This window comes from Pseudomonas sp. TNT2022 ID1044, assembly GCF_028656895.1.
GTDB classification, from domain to species: Bacteria; Pseudomonadota; Gammaproteobacteria; order Pseudomonadales; family Pseudomonadaceae; genus Aquipseudomonas; species Aquipseudomonas reinekei.
Window position 1 is genome coordinate 61,958 of the sequence record NZ_JAMDHB010000005.1, and the last position, 25,158, is coordinate 87,115.

Annotated in this window: 13 protein-coding genes, 1 pseudogene and 1 riboswitch; of the genes and pseudogenes, 9 read left to right on the plus strand and 5 right to left on the minus strand. The window is 53.5% G+C overall.

Annotated features, from left to right (window positions below; translation table 11 throughout):
- Nucleotides 1–77 precede the first annotated feature (77 nt).
- Nucleotides 78–202, minus strand: a riboswitch (yybP-ykoY riboswitch).
- Between the two features lie 39 nt (nt 203–241).
- Together M5G20_RS08250 and M5G20_RS08255 are read right to left on the minus strand one after the other, a co-directional pair.
- Entirely contained in the window at nt 242–1,240 is a 999-nt protein-coding gene (locus tag M5G20_RS08250; protein ID WP_273918729.1) for a class I SAM-dependent methyltransferase, read from the minus strand.
- Between the two features lie 33 nt (nt 1,241–1,273).
- A complete protein-coding gene (locus M5G20_RS08255) occupies nt 1,274–2,239 on the minus strand; it encodes a 2-hydroxyacid dehydrogenase (protein ID WP_273918730.1) in 966 nt (321 codons plus the stop codon).
- A 91-nt stretch (nt 2,240–2,330) separates the two neighbouring features.
- Here M5G20_RS08255 and M5G20_RS08260 point away from each other — a divergent pair, with 91 nt between their 5' ends.
- The 6 genes and pseudogenes from M5G20_RS08260 to M5G20_RS08285 all read left to right on the plus strand — a co-directional run.
- Nucleotides 2,331–2,960: a LysE family translocator gene (locus M5G20_RS08260; RefSeq protein ID WP_273918731.1), complete on the plus strand. Its 630-nt coding sequence runs from the start codon at nt 2,331–2,333 to the stop codon at nt 2,958–2,960.
- A 170-nt stretch (nt 2,961–3,130) separates the two neighbouring features.
- Nucleotides 3,131–4,813 (plus strand): fatty acid--CoA ligase, encoded by a 1,683-nt coding sequence (locus M5G20_RS08265; protein WP_273918732.1) that lies wholly within the window; start codon nt 3,131–3,133, stop codon nt 4,811–4,813.
- A 336-nt stretch (nt 4,814–5,149) separates the two neighbouring features.
- Nucleotides 5,150–7,036, plus strand: a complete 1,887-nt coding sequence (locus M5G20_RS08270) for a DUF1302 domain-containing protein (RefSeq protein WP_273918733.1) — start codon at nt 5,150–5,152, stop codon at nt 7,034–7,036.
- A gap of 28 nt (nt 7,037–7,064) precedes the next feature.
- Nucleotides 7,065–8,429, plus strand: coding sequence for a DUF1329 domain-containing protein (locus tag M5G20_RS08275; RefSeq protein ID WP_273918735.1), 1,365 nt, complete (start codon nt 7,065–7,067; stop codon nt 8,427–8,429).
- A gap of 277 nt (nt 8,430–8,706) precedes the next feature.
- Nucleotides 8,707–11,445, plus strand: a complete 2,739-nt coding sequence (locus M5G20_RS08280) for a LuxR C-terminal-related transcriptional regulator (protein ID WP_273918736.1) — start codon at nt 8,707–8,709, stop codon at nt 11,443–11,445.
- A gap of 87 nt (nt 11,446–11,532) precedes the next feature.
- A pseudogene (locus tag M5G20_RS08285) lies at nt 11,533–11,604 on the plus strand (MBL fold metallo-hydrolase); the annotation flags it as partial.
- A 376-nt stretch (nt 11,605–11,980) separates the two neighbouring features.
- Here the strand turns inward: M5G20_RS08285 and M5G20_RS08290 are convergent.
- Complete coding sequence (locus tag M5G20_RS08290; protein ID WP_337994292.1) at nt 11,981–12,334, minus strand: helix-turn-helix domain-containing protein; 354 nt, start codon at nt 12,332–12,334, stop codon at nt 11,981–11,983.
- A 26-nt stretch (nt 12,335–12,360) separates the two neighbouring features.
- On the opposite strand from M5G20_RS08290, the gene M5G20_RS08295 reads away from it, so the two are divergent.
- Nucleotides 12,361–12,795 carry a hypothetical protein gene (locus M5G20_RS08295; RefSeq protein ID WP_273918738.1) on the plus strand — a complete coding sequence of 145 codons (435 nt, stop codon included), beginning with the start codon at nt 12,361–12,363 and terminating at the stop codon, nt 12,793–12,795.
- Between the two features lie 267 nt (nt 12,796–13,062).
- On the opposite strand, the gene M5G20_RS08300 is transcribed toward M5G20_RS08295, so the two are convergent.
- Both M5G20_RS08300 and M5G20_RS08305 read right to left on the minus strand, forming a co-directional pair.
- A complete protein-coding gene (locus tag M5G20_RS08300; RefSeq protein ID WP_273918740.1) occupies nt 13,063–14,700 on the minus strand; it encodes a UvrD-helicase domain-containing protein in 1,638 nt (545 codons plus the stop codon).
- The gene (locus M5G20_RS08305) at nt 14,700–16,412 is read right to left on the minus strand and encodes an ATP-dependent nuclease (protein WP_273918741.1); all 1,713 of its coding nucleotides are present in this window, start codon (nt 16,410–16,412) and stop codon (nt 14,700–14,702) included. Before M5G20_RS08305 ends, M5G20_RS08300 begins: the two co-directional genes overlap by 1 nt.
- A 674-nt stretch (nt 16,413–17,086) precedes the next feature.
- Between M5G20_RS08305 and M5G20_RS08310 the strand changes: the two genes are divergently transcribed.
- Nucleotides 17,087–23,539 carry an ATP-binding protein gene (locus M5G20_RS08310; RefSeq protein WP_273918743.1) on the plus strand — a complete coding sequence of 2,151 codons (6,453 nt, stop codon included), beginning with the start codon at nt 17,087–17,089 and terminating at the stop codon, nt 23,537–23,539.
- A 297-nt stretch (nt 23,540–23,836) separates the two neighbouring features.
- Nucleotides 23,837–25,015 carry a restriction endonuclease gene (locus M5G20_RS08315; protein WP_273918744.1) on the plus strand — a complete coding sequence of 393 codons (1,179 nt, stop codon included), beginning with the start codon at nt 23,837–23,839 and terminating at the stop codon, nt 25,013–25,015.
- Nucleotides 25,016–25,158: the final 143 nt, after the last annotated feature.

The following is a 25,158-nucleotide window of genomic DNA, read 5'->3' on the forward strand; positions in this document are numbered from 1 at the left end:
TAAGGGGCGGGTCGACACGGCTATGACACGTACAGCCTTCCCGCCCCGGGTAAGGTGTTCGTGTCATAGGTCTTGTCAAACCCTGCAATCCGTCTGATGCGGACGCTTGGGTCGCATACGCCATGGTCTGAGGACCAAGTATGTTGACGTATGCCGGACGAGCATGGCGCTCGTGGGAGACTACTCCCCTAGGACGGAGCGGATTCTGCCTAGGCAAAATCCATTCGGCAAGTACAAATTTCTATCCGCGTTTAGCCCGGTAGATTCTGAAACCCTGACCTTCGGCCTTGATCGCGCACACCCCCAGATGCTCTTCGATCAGCGGTTGGTACTTCAGGAAACTGTTCGCTACCAAGCGCAGTTCGCCGCCGTTTTTCAGATGTTTGCTCGCTTTTCGCAGCAAGTTTTCGGTGGCGAAATAATCGGTGTGTACGCCGACATGGAAGGGCGGGTTGCTCAAAATTGCACTCAATCCCATCGGCGCGGCGTCGATTCCATCGCCGGTAATCACGTCAGCTTCCAGACCGTTGGCAGCCAGCGTCAGGCGGCTGCTGGCGGCGGCAAACGCATCGACGTCGAGCAACGTCACCTGATTGTGTGGGTAACGGCGTTTGACGGCCGCGCCCAAAACACCCGCACCGCAACCGAAATCCAGCAGGTGGCCGCTGGGCAGTTTGTCCAGATGCTCCAGCAGCAGCGCGCTGCCGCGATCCAGTCGGCCGTGGCTGAAAACACCCGGCAGGCTGATGACCTTTAGCGGGCCTTCAGCCAGTGGCAGTTCGTAGGTCTGCGCGAGGCTTTCCAACGGTTTGGCTTCAGGCGCATTGGCCACCGTCACCAACCACAGCTGGCAGTGCCGTGCACTGTCGAGCTTGCGTGGCTTGCCGAATGGATTGAGTTGTTTGGCGGCGCCTTCGATGCCGCTTTTTTTCTCGCCGACCAGGTACAGCTCGCGGCCGGCCAGCCGCGAGGCCAGGGCGTTGAGGATGTAATCGGTCAAATCCTTGGACTTGGGTAAAAACAACACGGCGGCTTCGAATTCGTGTTCCGGCACGTGCACGCCAAAATGGCTGCGCTCGGCGAAACGCGCGTCCAGCGCGGCCTGATCACCGGCATGCCAGCACCAGCCGCGGGCGGCGGGCAGGCGGCCTAGCAAGTCGTCGGCGGGCAGACCGGCCAACAACACCGGGCCCTGGAATAATTCAGCCTGACGAAGCAGTACTTCACTGCGCGGATCCATAACTGTTCCTGTGAAAAAAAGTGCCGCAGTCTATCAACTGACGACCCGCAGCGCCTTACCGCTGAAGTACCCGAGGGCGTTTTCAGTCACTTGGCCGACGATGCGTTGACGCGCCTCGCGACTGCCCCAGGCGTTGTGCGGGGTGACGATCAGGCGTGGGATGTCGTTGGCCAGCAATGGATTGCCGTTGACCGGCGGCTCGACACTGAGCACGTCGGTAGCGGCGCCGCCGAGGTGGCCGTTGCGCAATGCATCGGCCAGGGCCTGTTCGTCGATCAGGCCGCCGCGAGCGGTGTTGACCACGAACGCGCCGGGCTTCATCGAGGCCAGTTCACGGGCTCCAATGAAATGGCGGGTGTGCTCGTTGAGCGGGCAGTGCAGGGTCAACGCGTCGATTTGCGGCAGCAGTTCGTCCAGTGGCAAACGATCCGGGCGGGCAGGGCGCCCCGGGATCTGGCCCAGCAACACGCGCATGCCAAAGGCTTCAGCCAGCCGTGCGACCGCACCGCCCAATTCGCCGTGACCGAGCAAACCGAGGGTTTTGCCTTCCAGTTCGACGATCGGGTAGTCCAGCAGGCAGAACTGCCTGGCTTGCTGCCAGCGACCTTCACCCACGGCTTTCTGATAGTCGGCCAGGCGCGTCGCCAGGTTGAGCAGCAGCATGATGGTGTGTTGCGCCACCGATGGCGTGCCGTAGCCCTGACAGTTGCACACGGTAATGCCGTGGGCCCGCGCGGCCCCGAGATCGACGTTGTTGGTGCCGGTGGCGGTGATCAGGATCAGCTTCAGCTCGGGGCTCGCCGCCATGGCCGCGGCATCGATCAGGATTTTGTTGCTGATCGCCACGGTGGCGCCCTTGAGATGTTCGATCACTTGATCCGGCAGTGTCTGGGGATACAGCTGCAACTCGCTGAAGCAGTCACGTAGCGGGCTCAGATCGAGGTCGCCCAGATCGAGGGACGGATGGTCGAGGAAAACGGCGCGGCAAGTGTTCGTCATCAACTGTACCTTTTGTGCAATGAACTGAAGGCGTAATCTGCCGAGCCTATCAGATGAAATAAATAGTTACGCTTGGCCTGAAGGAGCCCCCATGTACTGGACCGAGTTCTTGACCGTTGCCCTCATCCACCTGCTGGCCGTGGCCAGCCCCGGCCCGGACTTTGCCGTGGTGGTGCGTGAGAGCGTAACCCACGGTCGTCGCGCCGGCACCTGGACGGCGTTGGGTGTCGGTTCGGCGATTTTCCTGCATGTTGGGTATTCCCTGCTGGGCATCGGCCTCATCGTGTCCCAGTCGATCGTGCTGTTCAACGCCTTGAAATGGGCCGCCGCTGCTTACCTGTTGTACATCGGCTTCAAGGCGCTGCGGGCGCAGCCGGCCAAAGCGGTGACCGACGATTTGCACAAGGAAGCCGGCGAGCGCACCGCCCGCGGCGCCTTCACCTCGGGTTTCGTGACCAATGGTCTGAATCCGAAAGCTACGCTGTTCTTCCTGTCGCTGTTCACCGTGGTCATCAATCCGCATACGCCGCTGGCGGTTCAGGCCGGTTACGGGGTTTACCTGGCGGTGGCGACGGCGATCTGGTTCTGCCTGGTGGCCATGTTGTTCAGCCAGCAACGGGTGCGCGCCGGTTTCGCCCGCATGGGCCACTGGTTCGACCGGACGATGGGGGCGGTGCTGGTCGCCATCGGCGTCAAGCTGGCGTTTACCGAAATGCATTGATCCTTTACAGGAGCAGGCTTCGACAGCTCCACATTTATGCGCAAATGCTGGCGCAACGCTAGCATTTGCGCGGCTCTGCAAATCATTCCTTTGGCTGATTTGGCGGGCGTTCAGGCGCACTACAGTGCGTACTTAACAGCCACGACCGTGCAGTCAGAAAAGGGATTCTTATGTTGCAGACACGCGTTATCCCCCCAGCCGAAGGCGCTTACCAGTATCCGCTGCTGATCAAACGGCTGCTCATGTCCGGCGCGCGTTATGAGAAAACCCGCGAGATCGTTTACCGCGACCAGTTGCGCTACACCTATCCGACCCTGATCGAACGGGTCGCGAGGCTGGCCAACGTATTGACGGCCGCCGGGGTCAAGCCCGGGGACACCGTGGCGGTCATGGATTGGGACAGCCATCGTTACCTGGAATGCATGTTTGCCATTCCAATGATCGGAGCGGTGATCCACACCATCAACGTGCGTCTCTCGCCGGAACAGATCCTCTACACCATGAACCATGCCGTGGACCGCTTTGTACTGGTCAACAGCGAATTCGTGGGCCTCTACAACGCAATTGCCGGACACCTGACCACGGTCGAGAAAACCCTGCTATTGACCGACCTGCCGGAAAAAACCGCAGACCTGCCCAATCTCGTCGGCGAATATGAACAGTTGCTGGCCGCCGCGAGTCCGCAATACGACTTTCAGGACTTCGACGAAAACTCGGTGGCGACCACGTTCTACACCACCGGCACCACCGGCAATCCCAAAGGCGTGTACTTCACCCATCGGCAACTGGTGCTGCACACCATGGGCGTGTCGACGATCATGGGCGCCATCGACAGTGTGCGTCTGTTGGGCACCAACGACGTGTACATGCCGATCACCCCGATGTTCCACGTGCATGCCTGGGGACTGCCCTATGTGGCGACCATGCTCGGGCTTAAACAGGTTTACCCCGGCCGCTATGACCCGGAATTCCTGGTGGAGCTGTGGCGCAAGGAAAAGGTCTCCTTCTCGCACTGCGTGCCCACCATCCTGCAAATGGTCCTCAACGCCAAGGCGGCGCAAAACACCGACTTCGGTGGCTGGAAAATCGTCATTGGTGGCAGCGCGCTGAACCGTTCGCTGTACGAAGCCGCCAAGGCCCGGGGTATCCAGCTGACCGCCGCCTATGGCATGTCGGAAACCGGGCCACTGGTGTCCTGTGCGCACCTCAACGACGAGCTGATGGCCGGCAGCGAGGATGAACGCACCACCTACCGGATCAAGGCCGGTGTGCCCGGGCCATTGGTGGAAGCCGCCATTGTCGATGCCGAGGGCAATTTCCTGCCGGCCGATGGCGAAACCCAAGGAGAGTTGGTACTGCGCGCGCCATGGCTCACCGAAGGCTATTTCAACGAACCGCAGAAGGGCGCCGAGCTCTGGGCCGGGGGCTGGCTGCATACCGGTGACGTGGCCACGCTCGACAGCATGGGCGTGATCGATATTCGCGACCGGATCAAGGACGTGATCAAGACTGGCGGCGAATGGATCTCCTCCCTGGACCTGGAAGACTTGATCAGTCGCCACGTAGCGGTACGCGAAGTAGCAGTGGTGGGGATTGCCGACCCGCAGTGGGGCGAGCGTCCGTTTGCCTTGCTGGTGGTCCGTGAAGGCCATGTGATTGGGGCCCGGGAACTCAAGGAACACCTCAAGCCATTTGTCGAACTGGGGCATCTGAGCAAGTGGGCGATCCCGAGTCAAATCGCCCTTGTTACTGAAATTCCCAAGACCAGCGTCGGCAAGCTCGACAAAAAGAAAATTCGCGTCGACATCACCGAATGGCAGGCCACCAACAGCACCTTCCTCTCGACGCTTTAAGCGACTTCTGGCGTGCCGAAATGGCACGCCAGCCCCACCAAGCAAGCGCTTGCCTTGTCAAATCTGAATTTTCAGCCATTCTTGCCGTGCCGACAGGTGTCGGCTTGGCAAAGGACTGTTCCAGAGTGGCTGGCAGCTGCAAATCACACTTTAGAGGGATCAAGCACTACTACCTGCTGGCTATAGTCCGCTCAAGGATTTTTAAGAACGGAGCAAACGCACAAACCGGGGCGATGCAACTTTGGAGTGACTTCGGGATGCCATGGCTCCCTGTTATCCAAGCGTTTTTAAAAGTGCTCACTGCCATAACAATAAAATGCACATGGAGTAGCGTCGATGACATCAGTAAACCAGTTCTGGCGCCGGGCTAAACTGCCTTTGGCCGTCAGCCTTGCCTCTACGCTCGCCGGGCCTGCATTCGGCGTCAGTTTCAACGTTGGTGAAATCGAAGGTCAGTTCGACTCTTCGCTGTCGATCGGTGCGAGCTGGTCTACTGAAAGCGCCAACAAGAACCTCATCGGCGTCAACAACGGCGGCAAAGGCCTGTCCCAGACTTCCGATGACGGTCACCTGAACTTCAAGAGCGGTGAGACCTTCTCGAAGATCTTCAAGGGCATCCATGACCTTGAGTTGAAGTACGGCGACACTGGCGTGTTCGTCCGTGGCAAATACTGGTACGACTTTGAACTCAAGGACGAAAGCCGCCCGTTCAAGGACATCAGCGACAGCAACCGCAAGGAAGGCGCCAAGTCCTCTGGCGGTCAGATCCTCGATGCATTCGTTTACCACAACTACTCGATTGCCGATCAGCCGGGTTCGGTTCGTCTGGGCAAGCAAGTAGTGAGCTGGGGTGAAAGTACTTTCATCGGCAGCGGCATCAACTCGATCAACCCGATCGACGTGTCCGCGTTCCGCCGTCCAGGCGCCGAAATCAAGGAAGGCCTGATCCCGGTCAACATGTTCTACGTGTCCCAGAGCCTCACCGACAACCTGTCGGCTGAAGCCTTCTACCAGATCGAATGGGACCAGACCGTCGTCGACAACTGCGGTACCTTCTTCTCCCAGCCGGACATCGTTGCCGACGGTTGCGACAATAATCTGCGCGTGCTGAACAAACGTTCGACCATTCCGGCCGCTGCCTTGCCTACGCTGACCCGACTGGGCGTCGACGTGGACAACGAAGGTGTGCTGGTACGCCGTGGTCCGGATCGCGATGCGCGCGACAGCGGCCAGTGGGGCGCGTCCCTGAAGTACATGTTTGACCCGCTGGACACCGAGTTCGGTGCCTACTTCATGAACTATCACAGCCGTGCGCCGATCTTCAGCGCCACCGGTGCTCCAGCGTCGACCTTCGCAGGCGTTGCAGCCTTGCCGGCGCAGTTGCGTGCTCTGGCGCCGCTGATTGTCGCGGGTAACTCGAACTACTTTATCGAGTATCCGGAAGACATCCGCCTGTATGGCCTGAGCTTCTCCACCACCTTGCCTACCGGTACGGCGTGGAGCGGTGAAATCAGCTACCGTCCGAACGCACCGGTGCAGCTCAACTCCACCGACATCCTGTTCGCTGGCGTTCGTCCGTTGGGCGGCGCGTTGACCAACGCTTCGTTGCTCTCCGCGCCACCGGGTTCGGACCTGCACGGTTATCGCCGCAAGGAAATCACCCAGTTCCAGACCACCCTGACGCACTTCTTCGATCAGGTCATGGGCGCCAGCCGTCTGACCCTGGTGGGCGAAGTGGGCGTAACCCACGTCGGCGGCCTGGAAAGCACCTCCGACGTTCGTTATGGCCGCGATCCGGTCTACGGTCCAGGTGAACTGCCGGCTACCGGTGGCCAGAATACCTGCCAGGCACTTAACAGCAGCACCATCGCCGGTGCCGGTCCTGGTACGCCGACCAACAACCTCAACCGCAATTGCAACGACGATGGCTTCACCACTGCCACCTCCTGGGGTTATCGCGGTCGTGCCATCTGGGAATACAACGACGTGTTCGCCGGTGTGAACCTCAAACCGAACGTGGCGTGGTCCCACGACGTTGATGGTTACTCGCCTGGTCCTGGCGGCAACTTCGAGGAAGGTCGCAAAGCGGTCAGCCTGGGTGTTGATGCCGAGTACCAGAACACCTACACCGCAAGCCTGGCGTACACCAACTTCTTCGACGGCAAGTACACCACTGTGGATGACCGCGACTTCGTTGCGCTCAGCTTCGGCGTGAACTTCTAAGCACTGTATTTTCAGGACGAACACAAATATGAAAATAACAAAGAGTCTGTTCCACGTCGGTGTCCTGGGGCTTTCGCTGTTGGCGACCGGTGTCATGGCGGCGGTCCCTGCGGCCGAAGCGGACAAGCTGGGCAAGAGCCTGACCCCGATGGGCGCCGAAATGGCCGGTAATGCCGACGGTTCGATCCCGGCCTGGAAACCGCTGCCGAAGAACGCTGGCGCTGTCGACAGCAAGGGCTTCCTGTCCGATCCGTACCCGGGCGAAAAACCGTTGTTCACCATCACGGCGCAGAACGTCGATCAGTACAAGGCAAAGCTCGCACCGGGCCAGTACGCGATGTTCAAGCGCTACCCGGAAACCTTCAAGATGCCGGTCTACCCGTCCCATCGCGGCGCTACCGTGCCGGATGAAGTGTTCGCCTCCATCAAGAAGAACGCCACCAACACCAAACTGGTGTCCGGCGGCAACGGCCTGGAAAATTTCGAAACCGCCGTTCCGTTCCCGATTCCGAAGAGCGGCGTTGAAGTCATCTGGAACCACATCACCCGTTATCGCGGTGGCAGCGTGACCCGGCTGGTCACCCAGGCCACGCCACAGCCGAACGGCTCGTTCAGCCTGGTGTACTTCCAGGACCAGTTCGTGTTCCGCGACAAGATGAAGGACTACGATCCGGCGAACCCGGGCAACATCCTGTTCTACTTCAAGCAGAAAGTGACCGCCCCGGCACGTCTGGCCGGTGGTGTACTGCTGGTGCACGAAACCCTCGACCAGGTGAAGGAGCCGCGTTCGGCGTGGGTCTACAACGCCGGTCAGCGTCGCGTGCGTCGTGCGCCACAAGTGTCCTATGACGGCCCGGGTACCGCTGCCGACGGCCTGCGTACCTCCGACAACCTGGACATGTACAACGGTGCTCCGGACCGCTACGACTGGAAGCTCGAAGGCAAGAAAGAGATGTACATCGCCTCCGACGCCTACAAGCTCGACGATCCGAAGCTCAAGTACGCCGACATCATCAAGGCCGGCCACATCAACCAGGACCTGGCCCGTTACGAGCTGCGTCGCGTCTGGCATGTGGTTGCAACCCTGAAGGAAGGTCAGCGCCACATTTATGCCAAGCGTGACTTCTACATCGACGAAGACACCTGGCAAGCGGCGGTGATCGATCACTACGACGGTCGCGGTCAACTGTGGCGCGTTGCCGAGGCCCATGCCGAGAACTACTACGACAAGCAAGTGCCGTGGTATGCCCTCGAAACCCTGTATGACTTGCAATCGGGCCGTTACCTGGCGCTGGGCATGAAGAACGAAGAGAAGTCCGCGTATGACTTCGGCTTCACTGCCACCACCAGCGACTTCACCCCGGCTGCATTGCGTCAGGATGGTGTTCGCTAAACGGCACTGAAAAGAGGCCGCATCCTCAAGAAACGCCCCGACTGGTTCGGGGCGTTTTTTTGCGTTTACGCAATACCTGCAGGAGCCGGCTTGCCGGCTCCCACAGAATTTCATCAACACAGAACCTGTAGGCGCTGTCGAGTGAAGCGAGGCTGCGATCTTTTGTTCGTAGACTTTTTGTAGCCATTTGTAGCAATAACCTTCATTACCTCTTCGTTTACAGCTAGTCTGCGGACATCTGCAACGCCGCCACCCGCAATTCAAACAAGAGCCGGCCATGACTGATCTGTCCCCATCACCCGGTCCTGCAAGCGTCTCTGTCGCTGCGCTGGACGCGCGTTTTTTCCGACCGCCATTGCCCGACGGCCATGTGCTGCGACCTCGACTGTGCGAGCGTCTGAGTGCGGGGCTCGGTGGCAGGTTGCTGCTGGTCAGCGCACCAGCGGGGTTCGGAAAAAGTTCTTTGGCGGTGGAGTTCTGTCAGTCGTTGCCAGCTCATTGGCAAAGTCTCTGGCTGGGCCTGAGCCCGCGCGACAGTGATCCTGGGCGATTCCTCGAGCGACTGCTCGAAGGTCTTCAAGATTATTTTCCGCAGTTGGGCGGTCAATCCCTTGGCTTGCTGAAAATGCGTCAGCGCCATCAACCGTTCGCCTTCGAAGAATGGCTGGACGGCTTGCTCGACGAACTGGCCGAGCACTTGTCAATTGAGACGCCATTGCTACTGGTGCTGGATGATTATCATCTGGCGCAGGGGCCCGTTCTGGACCGATGCCTGCAGTTTTTCCTCAATCATCTTCCCGATGGTTTACTGGTGATGGTCACCAGCCGGCAGCGCCCGGACTGGCATCTGGCGCGGCTTCGCCTGTCGCGACAACTGCTTGAGTTGCACGAACAGGATCTGCGTTTAACCCACGATGAAGCCCTGAGCCTGCTCGACCGGCACAGCAGCTCACTGCGCGGCGAGGCGATGGAAAACCTCATCCAGCGCAGCGAAGGCTGGGTCGCCGGCTTGCGGTTCTGGCTGCTGGCCGCGTCCGAGGCCGGCACAGACGGCGCATTGCCCCAGGCGCTGCACGGTGGGGAAGGGCTGATTCGCGATTATCTGCTTGAGGAAGTCATCGATTGCCTGCCGCCCGAGGTCCAGGCTTTTCTCTACGACACCGCCCCTCAGGAACGTTTCTGCAGTGAGTTGTGCGACGCCGTTCGCGACGCCCATGACAGTGCGGAGATCCTGCGTTTCCTGGCGGCGCACCAGGTGTTCCTGGTGCCGCTGGACGAGCATGGCCACTGGTTTCGTTATCATCACCTGTTCTCCGACTTGTTGCGGACCCGTCCCACCGCACAGACGATGGTTCCGGCCGCCACCCTGCATCTGCGCGCCTGTCGCTGGTTCAATGCCCAGGGGCTACTCGACGAAGCGGTGGAGCAGGCACTGCGCGCCGGGCATCTGGACGTCGCGGCAAACCTGGTGCAAAACCTCTCGGAAGAACAACTGCTCGCTGAACAGAATGTCGGCATGTTGCTGCGCTGGAAAATGGACTTGCCCGACAGCCTGCTGATCAGCACGCCGCGTTTGATCGTGCTCTACAGCTGGGCGCTGGGCCTGGCCTGCCAGCTGGACGCCGCCGAAGAGCTGGCCAGTCATCTGAGCCGCTTCCTGCCGGCCCCGTCGGCGACGGCGCAAAAGTCGATGCTGGCGCAATGGCTGGCCTTGAGCGGAATCATCGCTCGCGGGCGTGGCAACCGTGAACTCACGCTGCTCTATTGCACCGAAGCACTCGAAAGTCTTCCATGCAAGCGTTACGGCCAGCGGCTGATGTGTCTCTCGACATTGTCCAACCTGGCCATTGCCGATGGCGACCTGTGGCGCGCGCGCAAACTGAACCGCGATTCTCTGGAGTTGGCCCAACGGGTCGGCAACCCGTTGTTCGAAGCCTTGGCCCATTATGACCGCGCCCGTGTGTTGCAAGCGCGCGGGGAAATCCTGCGCGCGCTCGCTGAAGTTCGCCAGGGCCTGCAACGCTTGCAAGGCTTGTCACCGCAACGGCTCTACGCCGTCCGCGCCCGACTGACCTTGTACGAAGGGTTTCTGCTGGCGCTGCGCCTGCAACCACAGGCGGCGAGAGGGCGCTTGCAGGCAGGGTTGAACGAGGCTCGCGCCTGCCGCGACATCAGTGTGTTGATCGGCCATTGCGTGATCGCCCGGCTCGAAGGCGGCAGTGGCGAGTTTGCCAAAGCCTTTGCCGAGCTTGCCGAAGCGGAACGGCTGATGCACATCTGGGACGTGCCGCCAATCTACTATCTGGCGATGATCACCCTGGTCAAATGCGAACTCTGGCTGGCTCAGGGGCGCACCGATCTTGCCGAAGCGTGGCTGGCGCGACTGGGCCAGACCTACAACGGCGAGCACGCCGCAGCGCCACCGGAATTCCATCCGCAGCTGCCGTTGCACATCGAACTGCAACAAGCCTTGCTGGAGGTGATCCAGGGCCAGCCGATGCTGGCCGAAGGGCGTTTGAATGTTTTGCTCGAACAGGGTCAGCAATCCGGTCGGCAAATGCTCAGCGCGATGGCGTTGACGCAAAAAGTTTCGCTGTTGCTCAACACCGGGCGCGAGCCTGAGGCCCGCAAGGCGCTGGTCCAGGCAATGGACGCTGCGGCCGGGGGCGTACTGCAAGCGTTCGAAGGGTTGTTGGCAGGTCGTCCGGACTGGTTGCGTGGTCAACTGCAACTGTGCGCGTCGACCAGCGTTTCACAAAGCCTGACCGAGAAACTTCCCGCTGCGCCTGCCCGACCGGTACCGGAGGCGACCTCTGCCACCGAACAACTCAGCACACGAGAACTGGCGGTTCTGCGACTGATTGCCCAAGGCTGTTCCAATCAGGAAATCAGCGACCAGTTGTTCATTTCCCTGCACACCGTCAAGACCCACGCCAGCCACATCAACAGCAAACTGGGGGTTGAGCGGCGTACCCAGGCCGTCGCAAGAGCCAAGGAACTGGGCGTTCTGGGTTAAGAAATTTTTCACGTTACACATCGCTGACATTGGCGGGATACTGATTTGTGCGAACATTGCCCGTCCCCGTTTACCGAGCAGACCCCGATGTCCCAACAGCCCGCCCTCATCCGCGAAACCTTCCCAGTCGGCCCTTTGCAGTGCAACTGCACGATCATGGTAATCGAAATGTAGGTGTGTACGGACAATGCCTATAGACCTGACTTTTGCTTGGTTTTACACCTTTCTGCGAAGTCCATATGGACATGGTTTCTATATGGACAAAAGCGTGATCCCGATGTCCACATCGCAGCGAACGACCATACCGCTTTAGGGGATCTCGATTTGCTGTGTCGGCAGCTAAGATGGTGCCGCTAAAATGGCGGAAACGTTAAGGCAGAAAATTCGGATTTGGATAGTTGCGCAGTTTTACACATGATTTTAAGGTCGCTATTCCGGCACGGTATTTGGACTGATGCCATGCCGGGTCTCAACGCGGGTCATTCCATAGCAGGAGAACCCAACCCAATAAAATATAGGGTTGAGCTCTTCTTAGTTATTCCGTCTCTGGACTTAAAAATTCAGTACGAACACGCATCAATAAGTTATCCAGCGTTAGTGAGTCGTCCTGGAGAAGATAGCAACTTACCAAAATTGTAAGTGGGTGGACTGATAGAATTGACGAAATCTCACCTACCTTTTCTAAGGTTGGATTTTTTAGCCCTCGTTCCAAAGTACTAATATACGTTCGGCTGCTAACATTTGAAAACGCCTCCTGAGACAATCCTGCTCTGATTCGATAGCGTTTTAATGCCAAGCCAAATGCTCGTCCCAGTTCCATTCGCAGACCTCGCAAAAGGAACGATGGAGCCTGATTGCGCACTATAGGACTACAATCTATAGTGTTCATTTTCTCTTATCACATAGGTGGCCATGGTGCTTTTGACCTACAGTCAAGCTGAAGTGCCGCTGGGCATGCTGGCCGGGGATACAGACGTACGGCACTGGAGCTACGCGGAATTGGCCTTCAATTCCTTGTGGTTGTACGTGTCGATAGCCTACGTGAGAATGGGCTTACGCCGTCAGTCAACTCTATTAATGCCCGAGTTGCGCGAATTTGAACGACTGCTGGAAGAGCGCGGGGACTCCCTTTGGATTGAAGACGTTATGGTGGTAAGTCCAAGTGATACCAACGGAAGTAATGGGTGGAAAATGGAACGTCTGAGCGAGCTTGCCGAGGCAATCGATGAAGATAATGGGCAGATAGTTTATATTTATACGTTGGACACTGGAGTGCAATATACTTCGGGTTGTAGCTTGGAAATTCCAGATCTTCTGATTGAAAGAATAATTTTCACAAATAAACACTAAACGTGCAGGATAAGTGCAGCCTAGGGTTTAGGCTTATATCCATCTGTCTAAAACGTTGGCACGTATTGTCTGATCAATTGCGCTACTAACGCTAGATGGTTAGAACGGTGCTCGCCTCAATAGTGAAATACTTTAGTTCGGAATGGTTGGAAAACGCCAGGCTCAATATCCAGCCACTATAGGCCTGGATATTCTCAGGCAGTATTAGAATTAATACTGGTCTCTACTTTTAAATTTACTTTCATTTGGTTGTTAGATCTGTGCTCTTCAAGATTTCGGTTTCTGTGGATATGAAAATTCTCCATACAAGCCGTGCAGTCCCGGCATACGTAAAAATGGAGATGGCGCACCTGAATATATTTTATCATAGGATGTTATGCGGCTAGTGGTATGACCAAGTATGCAAATAGATTTAGCTCGCGTAATGCCAGCGTAATGTAAATTAAGGTCCTGCTCCCAGTCTGGATAAATATCAGCTCCTCCATCAGGATTAGAACGCTGATAAGGAAAGTCCCGCTCACATAAATCAAGATGAATTACAATTTCAAATTCTAGCCCTTTAGCCTTGTGAAGTGTCATGCATTGAATTTCATTAGTTGAGGTTGGAGAATATTGGCGCAGCGCATCTGTGTCTGATGTGACTTTTTTTAATGCCGCTAGCTCAGCCACTTTCGCTTCGATCCCTAACAAATCTTTAGATGCAGCAGTAAGATAAGCTTCTAACAGCTGATTCTCGACGCTTCGTGCTTTCTTTACAATCTTTCTCGCGCTAATTATTCGAGTCTTGGAAGCTCCAAGGATATCTGGTATATGCTCTAATATTTGATCAGGGGTGGTGGCGTGATCAAATCTATATTTTAGGAGCGCTGACCAAAGTAGTCCGGTACGGCTTTGCAATGTATCTATAGCATCGTCGGAATAAACTCTGCACGGAATTGATAAATGATCGCGTAAATAACCAAGGCTACGGTTGTTCCTAACCAAAACTACGACATCTGATGGGCTATATTTATTGCTCTTGCTGAGAATGGCCGGGATCAGACTGTTTAATGAGACAGCAGAGTCCCGCTGGGTGCCGGTAAAGTTGCATTGCCAAACTTTTATTGAGTCGGCAGCGCTGAGCGTGAACGCTGGATTAAACAATCTATTCGCATAATTAGATATTGATGGATGGCATCGATGATTTATCGATACCGTACGATGGGTAAATTTTTCATTACGTATGAGCTCTTTTAGAAACTCTGGGCTACAATTTCTCCATCCATAAATCGACTGCTGTAAATCCCCTACGGCCACACCTGTAAGGCCCGAGCGCACTATACTCAAAAACAGCTCGTGCTGTGCTTTCGACGAGTCCTGGTATTCGTCTATGTAAATCGTGGTATATCTGGCCTTTAAATAATGCCTACAGGCCAAGCTGTTTTCATGTACGTACAATGCCAACTCAGGAATTGCTGGGAAGTAAATTACGCCCAGCATGTATAGTTGCTTTATTAATTCAAGATTAGATTTAGAGGTGAAAGGCTTATCTGAAATAAAGCTTGAAACCAGCGCTGTTTCTGCCTCATTCAAATCCGTGTTGTATTTAGGCTCAGCATTTATCGGTGCTGGACCTAAGATATGCCTCAAAAAAGGGTAAATAATTTCAGAAAGACAAAATGAATCTATTGTTCCAAAAAAGCTTCCCTTAACTTCACTACTACCTTGCCTGCACCGTCCCTCGAGCTCTTTACTAGCTTTGCGGGTAAAGGTAATTGCTATGACTCCCTGGTAAGTCTTACCAGCGTCGAGTTCATTTCTGATTTTTTGAGCGATAACGGCGGTCTTGCCACTTCCAGGGCAAGCCGTTATGACTAATGAGCCTTGAGGTTTTATCGCCTCTTTTTGCTCTTCAGTGTATTCCATTAAACGCCTTCCTTAACCATTTTTACGCAATGGAAAAGTGGTTGAGCAAGTAACCCTGGCTTAACCGTCGTGAAAAGAGTTGGATCATGAGCCAAAAACTCTCTCATTCGTATGGCCTTTTTCTTTTGAAGAAAGTCAATAGCAGCTTCGAGGGTTTCCTCCGAAGTGTAAGCAAGTAACTGGGATGAAAACTCATCAGCTATATCTGTCTCCAAATCGACTTTGGCGAGATATACACCATACTCATTAACTACTTTTGATACTGCATCCCATAGACCGCTCTTATAAACTGTTTGGTGATCTGTATTAAGGGGGAGATGTGGGTAAGATGGCTGCCCGGCAAGGGATTGACAACGATTGATACCAGCGAGATGTTTCAGTTTTTCACCCTGGACTTCGATAGAGGAAATGTCATTATCAGTTCGAGCTACCCACGGTATCTCCATCGCGTCCAGAATTTTTGTATAAACTTTAAACTGTATTCCTTCCACGTTCAAAATAGAGATATTGTAATAGTCTAGATCAATTCCAATTTTTTTTGCCATCTCGTTATAGAACAGTAGTTCGGATGGTCCTTCAACCAGCAATACACATTTCGAAAAAAAAGCCTCCGCTGGCAGGATACTCATCCTGTAGCCAAGATTATCCCATTCGTTGGCAATGCAGTCACTACACCCTCCACTAGCAGCATAACTACCTTTGCTTGAGGTAACGATATGCACTATAGATTGAGGGGAGTACCGAGCGGTTATTTGCGGTGAATGGCTTGTTATTATTGTCTGCCCTGGCAGATCCTTTATTAAATAATCAGCTAATTTTCGTTGCTGATGCGGATGAAGATGCGCCTCTGGCTCCTCAACACAGTAAAATACCACTTCACTTTCTGGATCGAACTCTCGCTGGCTTTTTGCTTTCCACAATGCCATCAATATTTGATTGTTACGACCATCTCCTCCAAGAGATATTTTCGAACCAGCTGTGCTAGCCCCCAGTTTCAAGTTGTCTATGAACTGCTGAGTTTGAATGGAACCTGAATCCAGATGGACCGAATAGCTCGTTAGGTCATGGGAAAGTTTCAGCAATTCTTCATTGACGGCTTTCGTTGCATCCGCCACATAATTGAGCTTCCCAACCTGATCATTAATCGCAGCTAGGTTCGTCTCAATTATTTCCAACTGCTTTTGATCAGATTCAATTTGTTCTTCTGATCTAAGCTCTTGGGATAGTTTCAGCAAATGTCTCTTTTCGAAACTGACAAATTTTTCAAGATCTCTATTTGACTTTACATACTTTAGGTTTAGGTACTTCAGGTAAAATCTGCTATTAACTACATTGAGACTCCCTTCATCAACACCAACCTTGAGGGAGTAGTCTAAATTTTTTCTTATCGCCTCGTATCTGAAAATTGTCTTTCGATCCTCTGAAACATTTCCTTTTAAAACTGCTATTACGGCATCTTCATTCGTTTCCTTGAAATGAATCTCGATAGAAAGTTCATCGCACTGCGTTCCATCCTTTCGGATATGAAAGTCCGATTCGGAAGGTTCTATTTCACTTTCCGAAAGTGATTTATCCAACAGTATACGCAGAGCAAATGCAAAATTTGTTTTTCCGGAGTCATTAGCTCCAATCATTAATGTTTTGCTATCTAAATTTATAGTCGCGTCAAAGAAATTTCGATAACCTTTTAACTTGACTTTTTCGATCTGCATGCGCTGATTCCATTCGAGACATTCAAGTGTTAGCCCAAGAGCTTGCTTTGCATCAAAATTCGTTCTTGTCATAATCGGGGGTAGTGTAGTGCTATTACGGATATCACTTTGCCAAGACATACACAACTGGAACAGCCCATGCGAAGCAGCTTCGACCGATAGGACGTCGCGCATTGACACACCTATTTAAACGATCTGCCTTGTTGTGGTGCTGGTCCAAGGACTAAAACCTATGGGACAGCCTTTGAAATCCGAGCCACTGTAGAATCCGCCGGCAATTGCGTCGGTAGGCACGATGGCTCAACGATATGAGATCCTTGGTGCGGTCCGAGATTTGGTCACGGACATCCTAAATGAAGCGGATCAAGGAGAATGCCCGCGAGTGGGTGTTTGCCTAATGCTCAGCTGCGTACTCTGCTCGGACGCTAGCCGATGGTTCAGGTGCGCTCCGGTCCGAGATCAAGTGTGCATCAATGCTATCGTGACTGGCGTTATTACGGGATTTTTGACCGAGTGCTCAAGTGTTAATACATTTGATTGAACGAGGAAGCGGGGGATCGTTCTTGGTACCGGGATAAGTTATTACGTGCAACCTTGGGGCGCTAACCCCCATCAATCTGCTTGGGTGATGCGGTATTTTTAACGCCTATGAAGCTTCAACTGAGGGAGAGTTTATGGCGGGGAAGCACAAAATAGACAAAGTCAGGGCTTCTCGCGATGGCCATGAATTTCATGAGGCATGGACTGCACGTAAGTCTATGCAATTGCTGTGGCCCGACAGCAATTTGTCCGCACTGGCCATTGAGGGCCTATCTCCTGAGGATCAAGAGGACGCAAGCGGCACCACGGTCGAGGTCGCTGATGTCACGCTTTATTTCGGCGGTGGCTCTACATTCGATCAGGCCGATAGGACGACTTTTGCTCAGTTCAAGTATTCGATAGCCGACCAGGAAAAGGGCTTTAGGGCGGCCAACGCGACGAAAACCGTAGAGAAATTCGCCGATACTTATCGTGACTTTAAGGCGAAGTATGGCGCGCAGAAAGTAGAAGAAAAGCTCGACTTCCAGTTGACAACTAACCAGCCAGTTAGTGAGGCGCTGGTTCAGGCTCTGGAAGCTATCGCAACCGGCAAGACCTGTACGGGCGATGTTGAAAAACAGGCTGTGCAACTAAAAACCGCATGTGGCTTCACCGGTCGAGCTCTCGTAGCGTTTGCGAGAAAGTTAAGTATCTTGGGGCGGTCAGGTAGTTTGCCCCGAAATAAACAGGAGCTCGCAAGCCTGGTGGTCGACTGGTCCGCAGCTGGTACCGATCCTGTCGCAGCCGCACGCCTTGGAGGGCTAAAACAACTCGTGCGAGACAAGGCCGGATTTGCCGGGACCGGACGTAACCTCATTACCCGCACTGATCTTCTGGCCGCGCTGGAAATTAGTGATCCTAAGGACCTATTGCCGTGCGAATCAGCACTTGTCGATGTTGGCAAGGTGCTTGAGCGCGAGCAGCTATCCGATGCCTTGGCACACGTAGCTAATACAACTACTCCATTGCTGATTCATGCCGCAGGAGGGGTGGGTAAGACTGTACTAATGAATACGTTGGCCACCCGGACTTCAGCCACCCACGAAGTTGTTTTCTTTGACTGCTTTGGTGGTGGTGCGTACCGCTCTCCTGAAGATGCCCGGCATCAACCTAAACGCGGTCTAATCCATATTGCAAATACCCTTGCCTTTCGTGGCCTCTGTGATCCGGTATTGCCCGACAGTCCGGATTTGCAATTTTTGTTAAGTACTGTCCGGCGTCGGCTTGTGCAAGCGGTCGCTACACTCGCTAGAACGACTCCAGGCCGGCAACTCGTAATTTTTATTGATGCTATCGACAATGCCGAATTTGCTGCACGTCAGTGCAGTGAAGACTGTTTTCCGATCAAGCTGCTAGAAAGTCTGGATACGGATCCGATACCCGGTGTTTACCTCATACTTTCTTGCCGAACTGAACGAAAACCGAAGACCTATGCCAAGTATGACGAGCTGTTACTAAAGTCTTTCACCAAGGCAGAGACGACGTCTTTTCTGAAGGCGCGTCTAAAGCAGCTGTCTCACGTGGAAATCGACGTGGCCCAAGCGAGGTCGGCAGGAAATGCTCGGGTACTTAGCTATTTACTTTCGAGCGGTCGGGAACTGCTCGCTCCCTCGGAGATAAGCAAAGAAATTGAATTGGATGATCTCATTCAGCAGCGGATCACCGACGCACTGAAAGCCGCTTTAGAAAGAGGCGGCGAAGAAAAGGAGATCAATGCATTTGTTGCGGGATTAGCCGTATTACCGCCCCCAGTCCCGCTCGAAGAGTTCGCAACAGCTCACGGTCTTGACGTCAGCGCGGTCGAGAGCTTCGCCTCGGACTTAAGCCCCTTACTTGAGCGCACCAGTCATGGGTTGATGTTTCGCGATGAGCCAACTGAAACGTTGGTGCACAAGCGGTATGCAACATCTCGTGATGCCCTCCACCGCGTAGCTGCAAACCTACTTGCCAGTCAAGACACCTCTGTCTATGCGGCAAGGTCGCTGCCGAGGCTCCTTCAAGAACTAGACGAAAGTGAGCAGCTGTTTTCTCTAGCTTTTGATGAGCGAATCCCTTCGTCAATCACCAGCTCCATCGGCAAGCGAAATGTGCGCTATGCACGTCTTAAGGCTGCCACACTTCATGCCGCGCTGAAAAAAGACTATGACCGCTTAGTTCAACTGCTGGTTGAACTCTCCACTATCGCAGCCGTTGACCAACGCGGCGCTGACTACATTCTCGATCATCCCGACTTAGTAGCCGCAGCCCTCGATGTTGACGCAAAACGCAGATTGTTCGAGTTTCGCACAAGCTGGCCCGGCACGAGGCATGCGCGATTGGCAATCCTACACACACTTTCGGGCGAACTAGGGGAGGCTCATCGTCACGTTCACGCCGCCGAAGAATGGATAAATCATTTTTTGCGAACCAGACGGGATTACAGCGCTCCTGAAACAGGTCCTGACCATCCCGACATTGCAGCTATTCCGCTTTTTCATATGGTTGAGGGCCGAGCTATCGACGCTGCGCGCTACCTTGAGCGTTGGAAAACTTGGTACGCGTATGAGCTGTGTAACTTCATCATTTCAAGCGCCTTCATCAGCCAAGCAATCCCGAGAAAACCTGCCCGGCAACTTGGGCGCTTTATCGACGCACTGACCGGAATTGGACCTCTCACATCGGCTCTGTCCTTTGCTCCCCTTTCCAAGGAAAAACGTAAAAGGATCGTTGTCAAACTCACCACGCTTTGTAAAGTTACTCAAAAAATTGATTTGCGTGAACAGCATAGCCGGCATCAAGAAGATCATCTGGAGCATGGCCTGCGGAAGGCCACCGCAATTTCAATAGGTTTAGGTTTTGGCAAAGACGCGTTGGAAATTTCCCGACTGATTCGGCACACCCGAGCAGGCATTTGGAATTTTCGCGATGCATTCAATTATCAAACTGTTTTCTCCCATGTTTGCCAGGCAGCTCTTTTGGCGGCGGCGAAGCAGCAATCAGTGCACGAAAAAGACGTCCTACCGAAAGAGCTCGTCGCCATTTGCTCGCGCATACCCAAGTCAGTAACTGGACAGTCCTTTAGACAAAGCGCCAAGCAAAAGCTTTCCAAAGTGGCCCGCCTGCCTCGTAATGATATCGTGGCCGGCAAGCAAGCGACTGGTATGAGTTATGACGAGCAACGCAGCGCCGAACAATTCATCGAAAACCGTCTTGAGCCTCTGTTATCAATTACGTCGGCCATGAGTGCGGTCATTTCCGCATCCAGTAGGACCGTAGATAGGTGCTTCGTAGCGCTGATCGAGGCGTGGGAGCAGACTCGTAAAAATCGCAATGCGTACCGTAGTGAAGACACTGATCGCCTCTTCAGCCTTATAGGACTCGAAGCAGCACTCTTCGCCCTTGCTACGCGAACCGAACTGCGAGAGGAGTCGGTGATTCGCCTGCTGACGGGCATGCACGACCATATTGCAGGAGCGAACAACTCCATCAGAATCGTCGCCATTCTGGCCCAAAGACCAGACCTGCATGTGCTCGCGGGCGAACAGGCAATGAGAGCTCGCGCGTTAATTGAAAGCGAAGACGAAGTTGACTATCGCGCATCGTTATACGGTGAACTTGCCCGTGCGATGTTGCCAGCAAGCATCGAGGAGGCGTCGACCTATTTTCACGATGGGTTAGAGCAATTGGATGCTATTGGCTCAGGCGATTATCAATTTACGAACGAGCTTTTACTGCTCGCATCCCAGATTAAAGGTAACGAGCTGGCAGAGAATGACTTCCACACGCTGACCAATCTCTGCGAACTGAATATGGGGGAGGAGCCGGAGAAGTTTTTTTGGGGAGCCTTTGGCCGGGGACTTGCCAAGACAGCAGGTGTCCGTGGCCTGGCAAAACTTAGTCGCTGGGATGACCGCAACAAGATCGGGCTGGACAATACGCTGCTTCCGTACCTGACCGGGCTTCTGGAAGCCGGCAAAATTGATGCAACTGAAGCTCTCGCGCTAAACCGACTGGCCAACCCTGTGGAATATTACTTCGCCGGTACGAAGGAATTTGCCAGCGCATTACGCGAACGCTCCGGGCCAGAGCCTGTGACTATTTTGGAGCTTATCAAGCAGTTTGAGGAAGACAACCCCACCTGGGCAAGTGATGGCACGGTCGATACTTTACGAGCTCTCGCCGAAGAGTCTCTTGGTACGTCGCATAAAACTACCTGCCGCATGAGCTCTGCTCGTAAACATTATGCGATTGTGAGAGACACTCTTAATCGGCGGAGCAGCTCCGACAGCGAATCGGATTCAGCACATCGCGAGGTGATGGCACAACGTGATGAGCAAAATCGAGAAGAACTTGCTCGTATCGCCGCTGAGACGAACCCGTTGGATATGGAATCTCTGGTCAAAGCCATAATTGCATTTAATGCACTCGAGAACCTGTATGACTTGAAGGCAGAATTCTTCGCCGCTCTGCGATCGAAAGTCCCCTATTCAGGTCGCGGCGACTATGTACGCAACGTCGCTGCGCTTGAGAGTCTTTACTTCTACTGGAAATTCGCAGAGCTGCAAGAGGCTAAAAGCGCTTGGGCTAGGTCTTCTGCCACGTTGGCGAGGGTTTTCAAGGAAATCGCATTTCCGATGGTTCGCGCTCATGCCGATGACCTAATAGACAACGGTCGCCTGTCAGGCTCCTCTGTAAAAGAGATTTCTGAATTCACCGGCGTATCCAAAGCTGAATTAGTTTTGGAAGTGATCAAAATCTTTGCTCGGCCAGACACCACCGTCGATGGTTCCGCGTGGATGGCGTTCGCATCACATATCGCCCCTGCCGCAGAAGCTGGACAGGCACAGCTTGCCCTCCAACGGTTGCTTTCTAGTGACGCTGCGAGACTCGCTGATAGTGTCAACGATGGTCCGCTACATCCAGGTGGATACCCGTCAAATGAAGTAGGGGAGGTCGCAGGTGGATTGATCTGGCGCAGGCTTGGGTCGCCACGAGCGGTTGATCGGTGGCGTGCCGCGCACGCTCTTCGGAGCTTTGCCAAATTCGGAAGATGGGACGTTGTCGATTGCGTCGTTCGTCATACGGCGGCCATCGACGCCGGAGCCTTTCAGGCTCCTGAACTCACATTCTTTTATTTGCATGCTCGATTATGGCTTTTAATCGCGCTTGCACGCATGGCACTGGACTACCCCGAACGCGTTGCACATTACAAAAATGAACTTTTGGCCGTAGTTACTGAAGCACAGGCCCCCCATGTGCTTATGCAATGCTACGCTGCCAAGGCTCTTCTCGCCTGCCATATGGCGGGAAAACTGTCTCTCCCTTCAAAAATTCTTCGCATAGTTAAAAAGGGGCCTACATCGCCCTTTCCACGTTTACTAAACAAATCCAGGAAGGGTGGAGATTTCTATCAGGGCAGGGCTAAGAATGTGGATAAGCCGCCGTTTGAATTTCATTTAGAGCATGATTTTCAGAAGGAAGACGTAGACAGCCTTGGCCACGTGTTCAGCATCGGCTGTTGGGAAGTTGCAGACATGATATCGGGCATCGTGCAGAAGCTCGATCCTCGAGCTAGCACGATGTATGAGCTTGGAGGGCGCGAGTCTAGCTCGCGTAATGGAAATGGAGCTTCCTCAGAGTACGACACCTATGGTCATCAATTGGGCTGGCACGGTTTGTTCATTGCTGCTGGTAAATTATTGGCTACCCAGCCTGTAACAGATGCTTGGTGGTATGACGATCCATGGAACGAGTGGCTTGGTCGCTATGGACTCACCCGCGATGATGGGCTGTGGTTATCGGACGGCACTGACGCGACGCCATTAGATACCAGTGTGCTCCTCTTGGAGTCAGTAACGAAAGGCCTTGAGTTGACGGGCTCTCGGGATCAGATCCAGCAAATTGTCGGACTTGAGGGGGGGCGGGTAGCGGAGCAATTAGTGATTGATGGCCGTTGGTTCTCCGCTGATAACATCAGAATCCGTATTTCCTCGGCCCTTGCCCAATCCTCGGAGGCCTATCAACTTGCACATAAGCTAGTTGAAGAAGATCCGATGAGCGTCTGGATACCGGTTTTTCAAGAGAGTGAAGAGGAGGCGCATTGGGGCGAAAAGAAAGCATACACACCTTGGGTCGTTAGTCCTCACAGCGAAGCTAGGCTCGACGAACATGATCCTTATGGCGTTTCAATTGCCAACACAAGACCCTTTCTAGCCAGCGCTTATCGTGCTCTCTGTAACATTACGAAGGATGACCAATTCGGTAGAGTTTGGCGGAATAAGCTTGGCAATGAGGTTCTCCGAGCTGAAGCCTGGGGCCGCAATTCTGACACCAGGGACCGTGGCGCAACCTCTGGCATGCGTCTTTTGTGTGGGGGGGTGGAGCTCAAAAAAATCCTGGTTGCGGAAAACAAGGACCTTCTCATACTCATAAACCTTCAGCGCTACGAAAAAAACTACCAGGACAGCGGCACATACACCCATTCTGTGGCGGTGATACGCATCGACAGATCACTAGACGTAGAATACTTCGCGGGCCTTACTAATCACCTGTATAAATCGCGCTGGTGACTAAGAGGGCTTTGATCAATGCGAGTTGCGCTTACCTTGCCCAAGCTGCTTCGAACATTGCAAACACTCAGGCCCAAGCTCCCTCAAAATCCACATCGAGCAGTGTCAAAAAGTATCCTAAAAACCTATTATTGTCGTTTAAAGGAGCTTGCCGCTGCCTAGTCTCGAATGCACCTAGCGGTTTTATTTCAAAAGAATTTTGTCTTGTGTCTTTAGTTTTGGCAGTGATTGGTTTGAATTGAAAGTATTCAAAATTATTCTGTTTAATATTAGTTTAATTTGTCATGCGGGGATGTCATGCAGGTTGCAAAAAATGTAGAAACAAAGTCGGTTATAACTGCTCAACAAGCTTGCGGTTTCGATGGCTTAGAAAAGTACTGCTGCCCCTCCTGCGAGGTGGAACTTATACTTAGCTCGGTAACCAGTTCAACCCGAGCTCCGTTCTTTCGCACCACGGTAAGAAGCCCGCATCATCCAGATTGTCAATACAACGTACAGGATGGGGGGAGCTTAAGGGGAATGGAGTTTGAACGCTTTTTGATAAGCGTTTTGAAAGAACACAGTTCGTATCAGCACGTCGAACAGGATGTATTGCTTGGTCGAGATATGCGCTACAGAATTGACATTCTAGCTAGCAGAAAAGTAGGAGTAAGCACTGAGCGCTTAATCATCGAGTGTAAAGTTTCTCCGCCTAATAGTTCCGGGCAACTTGAAAAAATATTAGAGGTTTTTGCTAGGTATAGAGAGGTCAATAAAGATGGTAAGCTGGTTCTTGCAATTCCGGCAACATTGTCTGAGCACGCTTTAGAGACTTTGAAGGCCGCGAATATTGAAGTGTGGGACTTGGATTTTCTGTCGAGAGAATTTTTCGAAGTTATTGATAAAGTCCCGGAAAGTATTTTCAAGATTGCCGTTGTAACTCATGCGGGTCGGTCGGGTGCCTTGACAATAGAGGAAGGTTTCATTTCCAGTATCAAGTCTTGTAATCCGGGGAAAAAGGACTGCTATGTTTATCAGAAGCTAGTTGGCGAAATATTAGGTCATCTGTTTTCGCCTCCTTTAATTGAGCCAATCCCTGAGTTGTCTGATAACTCTAAGGCCAATAGGCGGGACTTTATAATGCCTAACTATGCAGATGCCGGTTTTTGGGCGTTTTTAAGGGGAAGGTACTCAGCGGATTATGTTGTAGTTGATGCTAAAAACTACACAAAAAAAGTTGGGAAGAAAGATATTTTGCAGATCGCAAACTATCTAAAATCGCACGGTGCAGGTTTATTTGGATTGATTTTTTCTAGAAGTGGTGGTGACTCGTCTGGGTGCGAGGTTACTTTGCGAGAACAGTGGCTTGTTCATCAAAAGATGATCGTCGTGCTGGACGACGAGGATGTCATCGCAATGCTCCTGGCGAAATCGGATGGGCGAGCCCCAGAGCAGATACTTGGAAATAAGATTGAGCATTTTAGATTGTCGATGTGATAAACCTTGAGTAGCCAGCTCCGTGGGACTTCGGTGAATACGCGTGGATGCTGAATAGCCAGTGGTGTACGGGCTGGCTCTGCCCGTACCTCGTACATTGCCGCCACGGTCACGCTGGCTTGCATGTCGGCGCTGATTGAAAA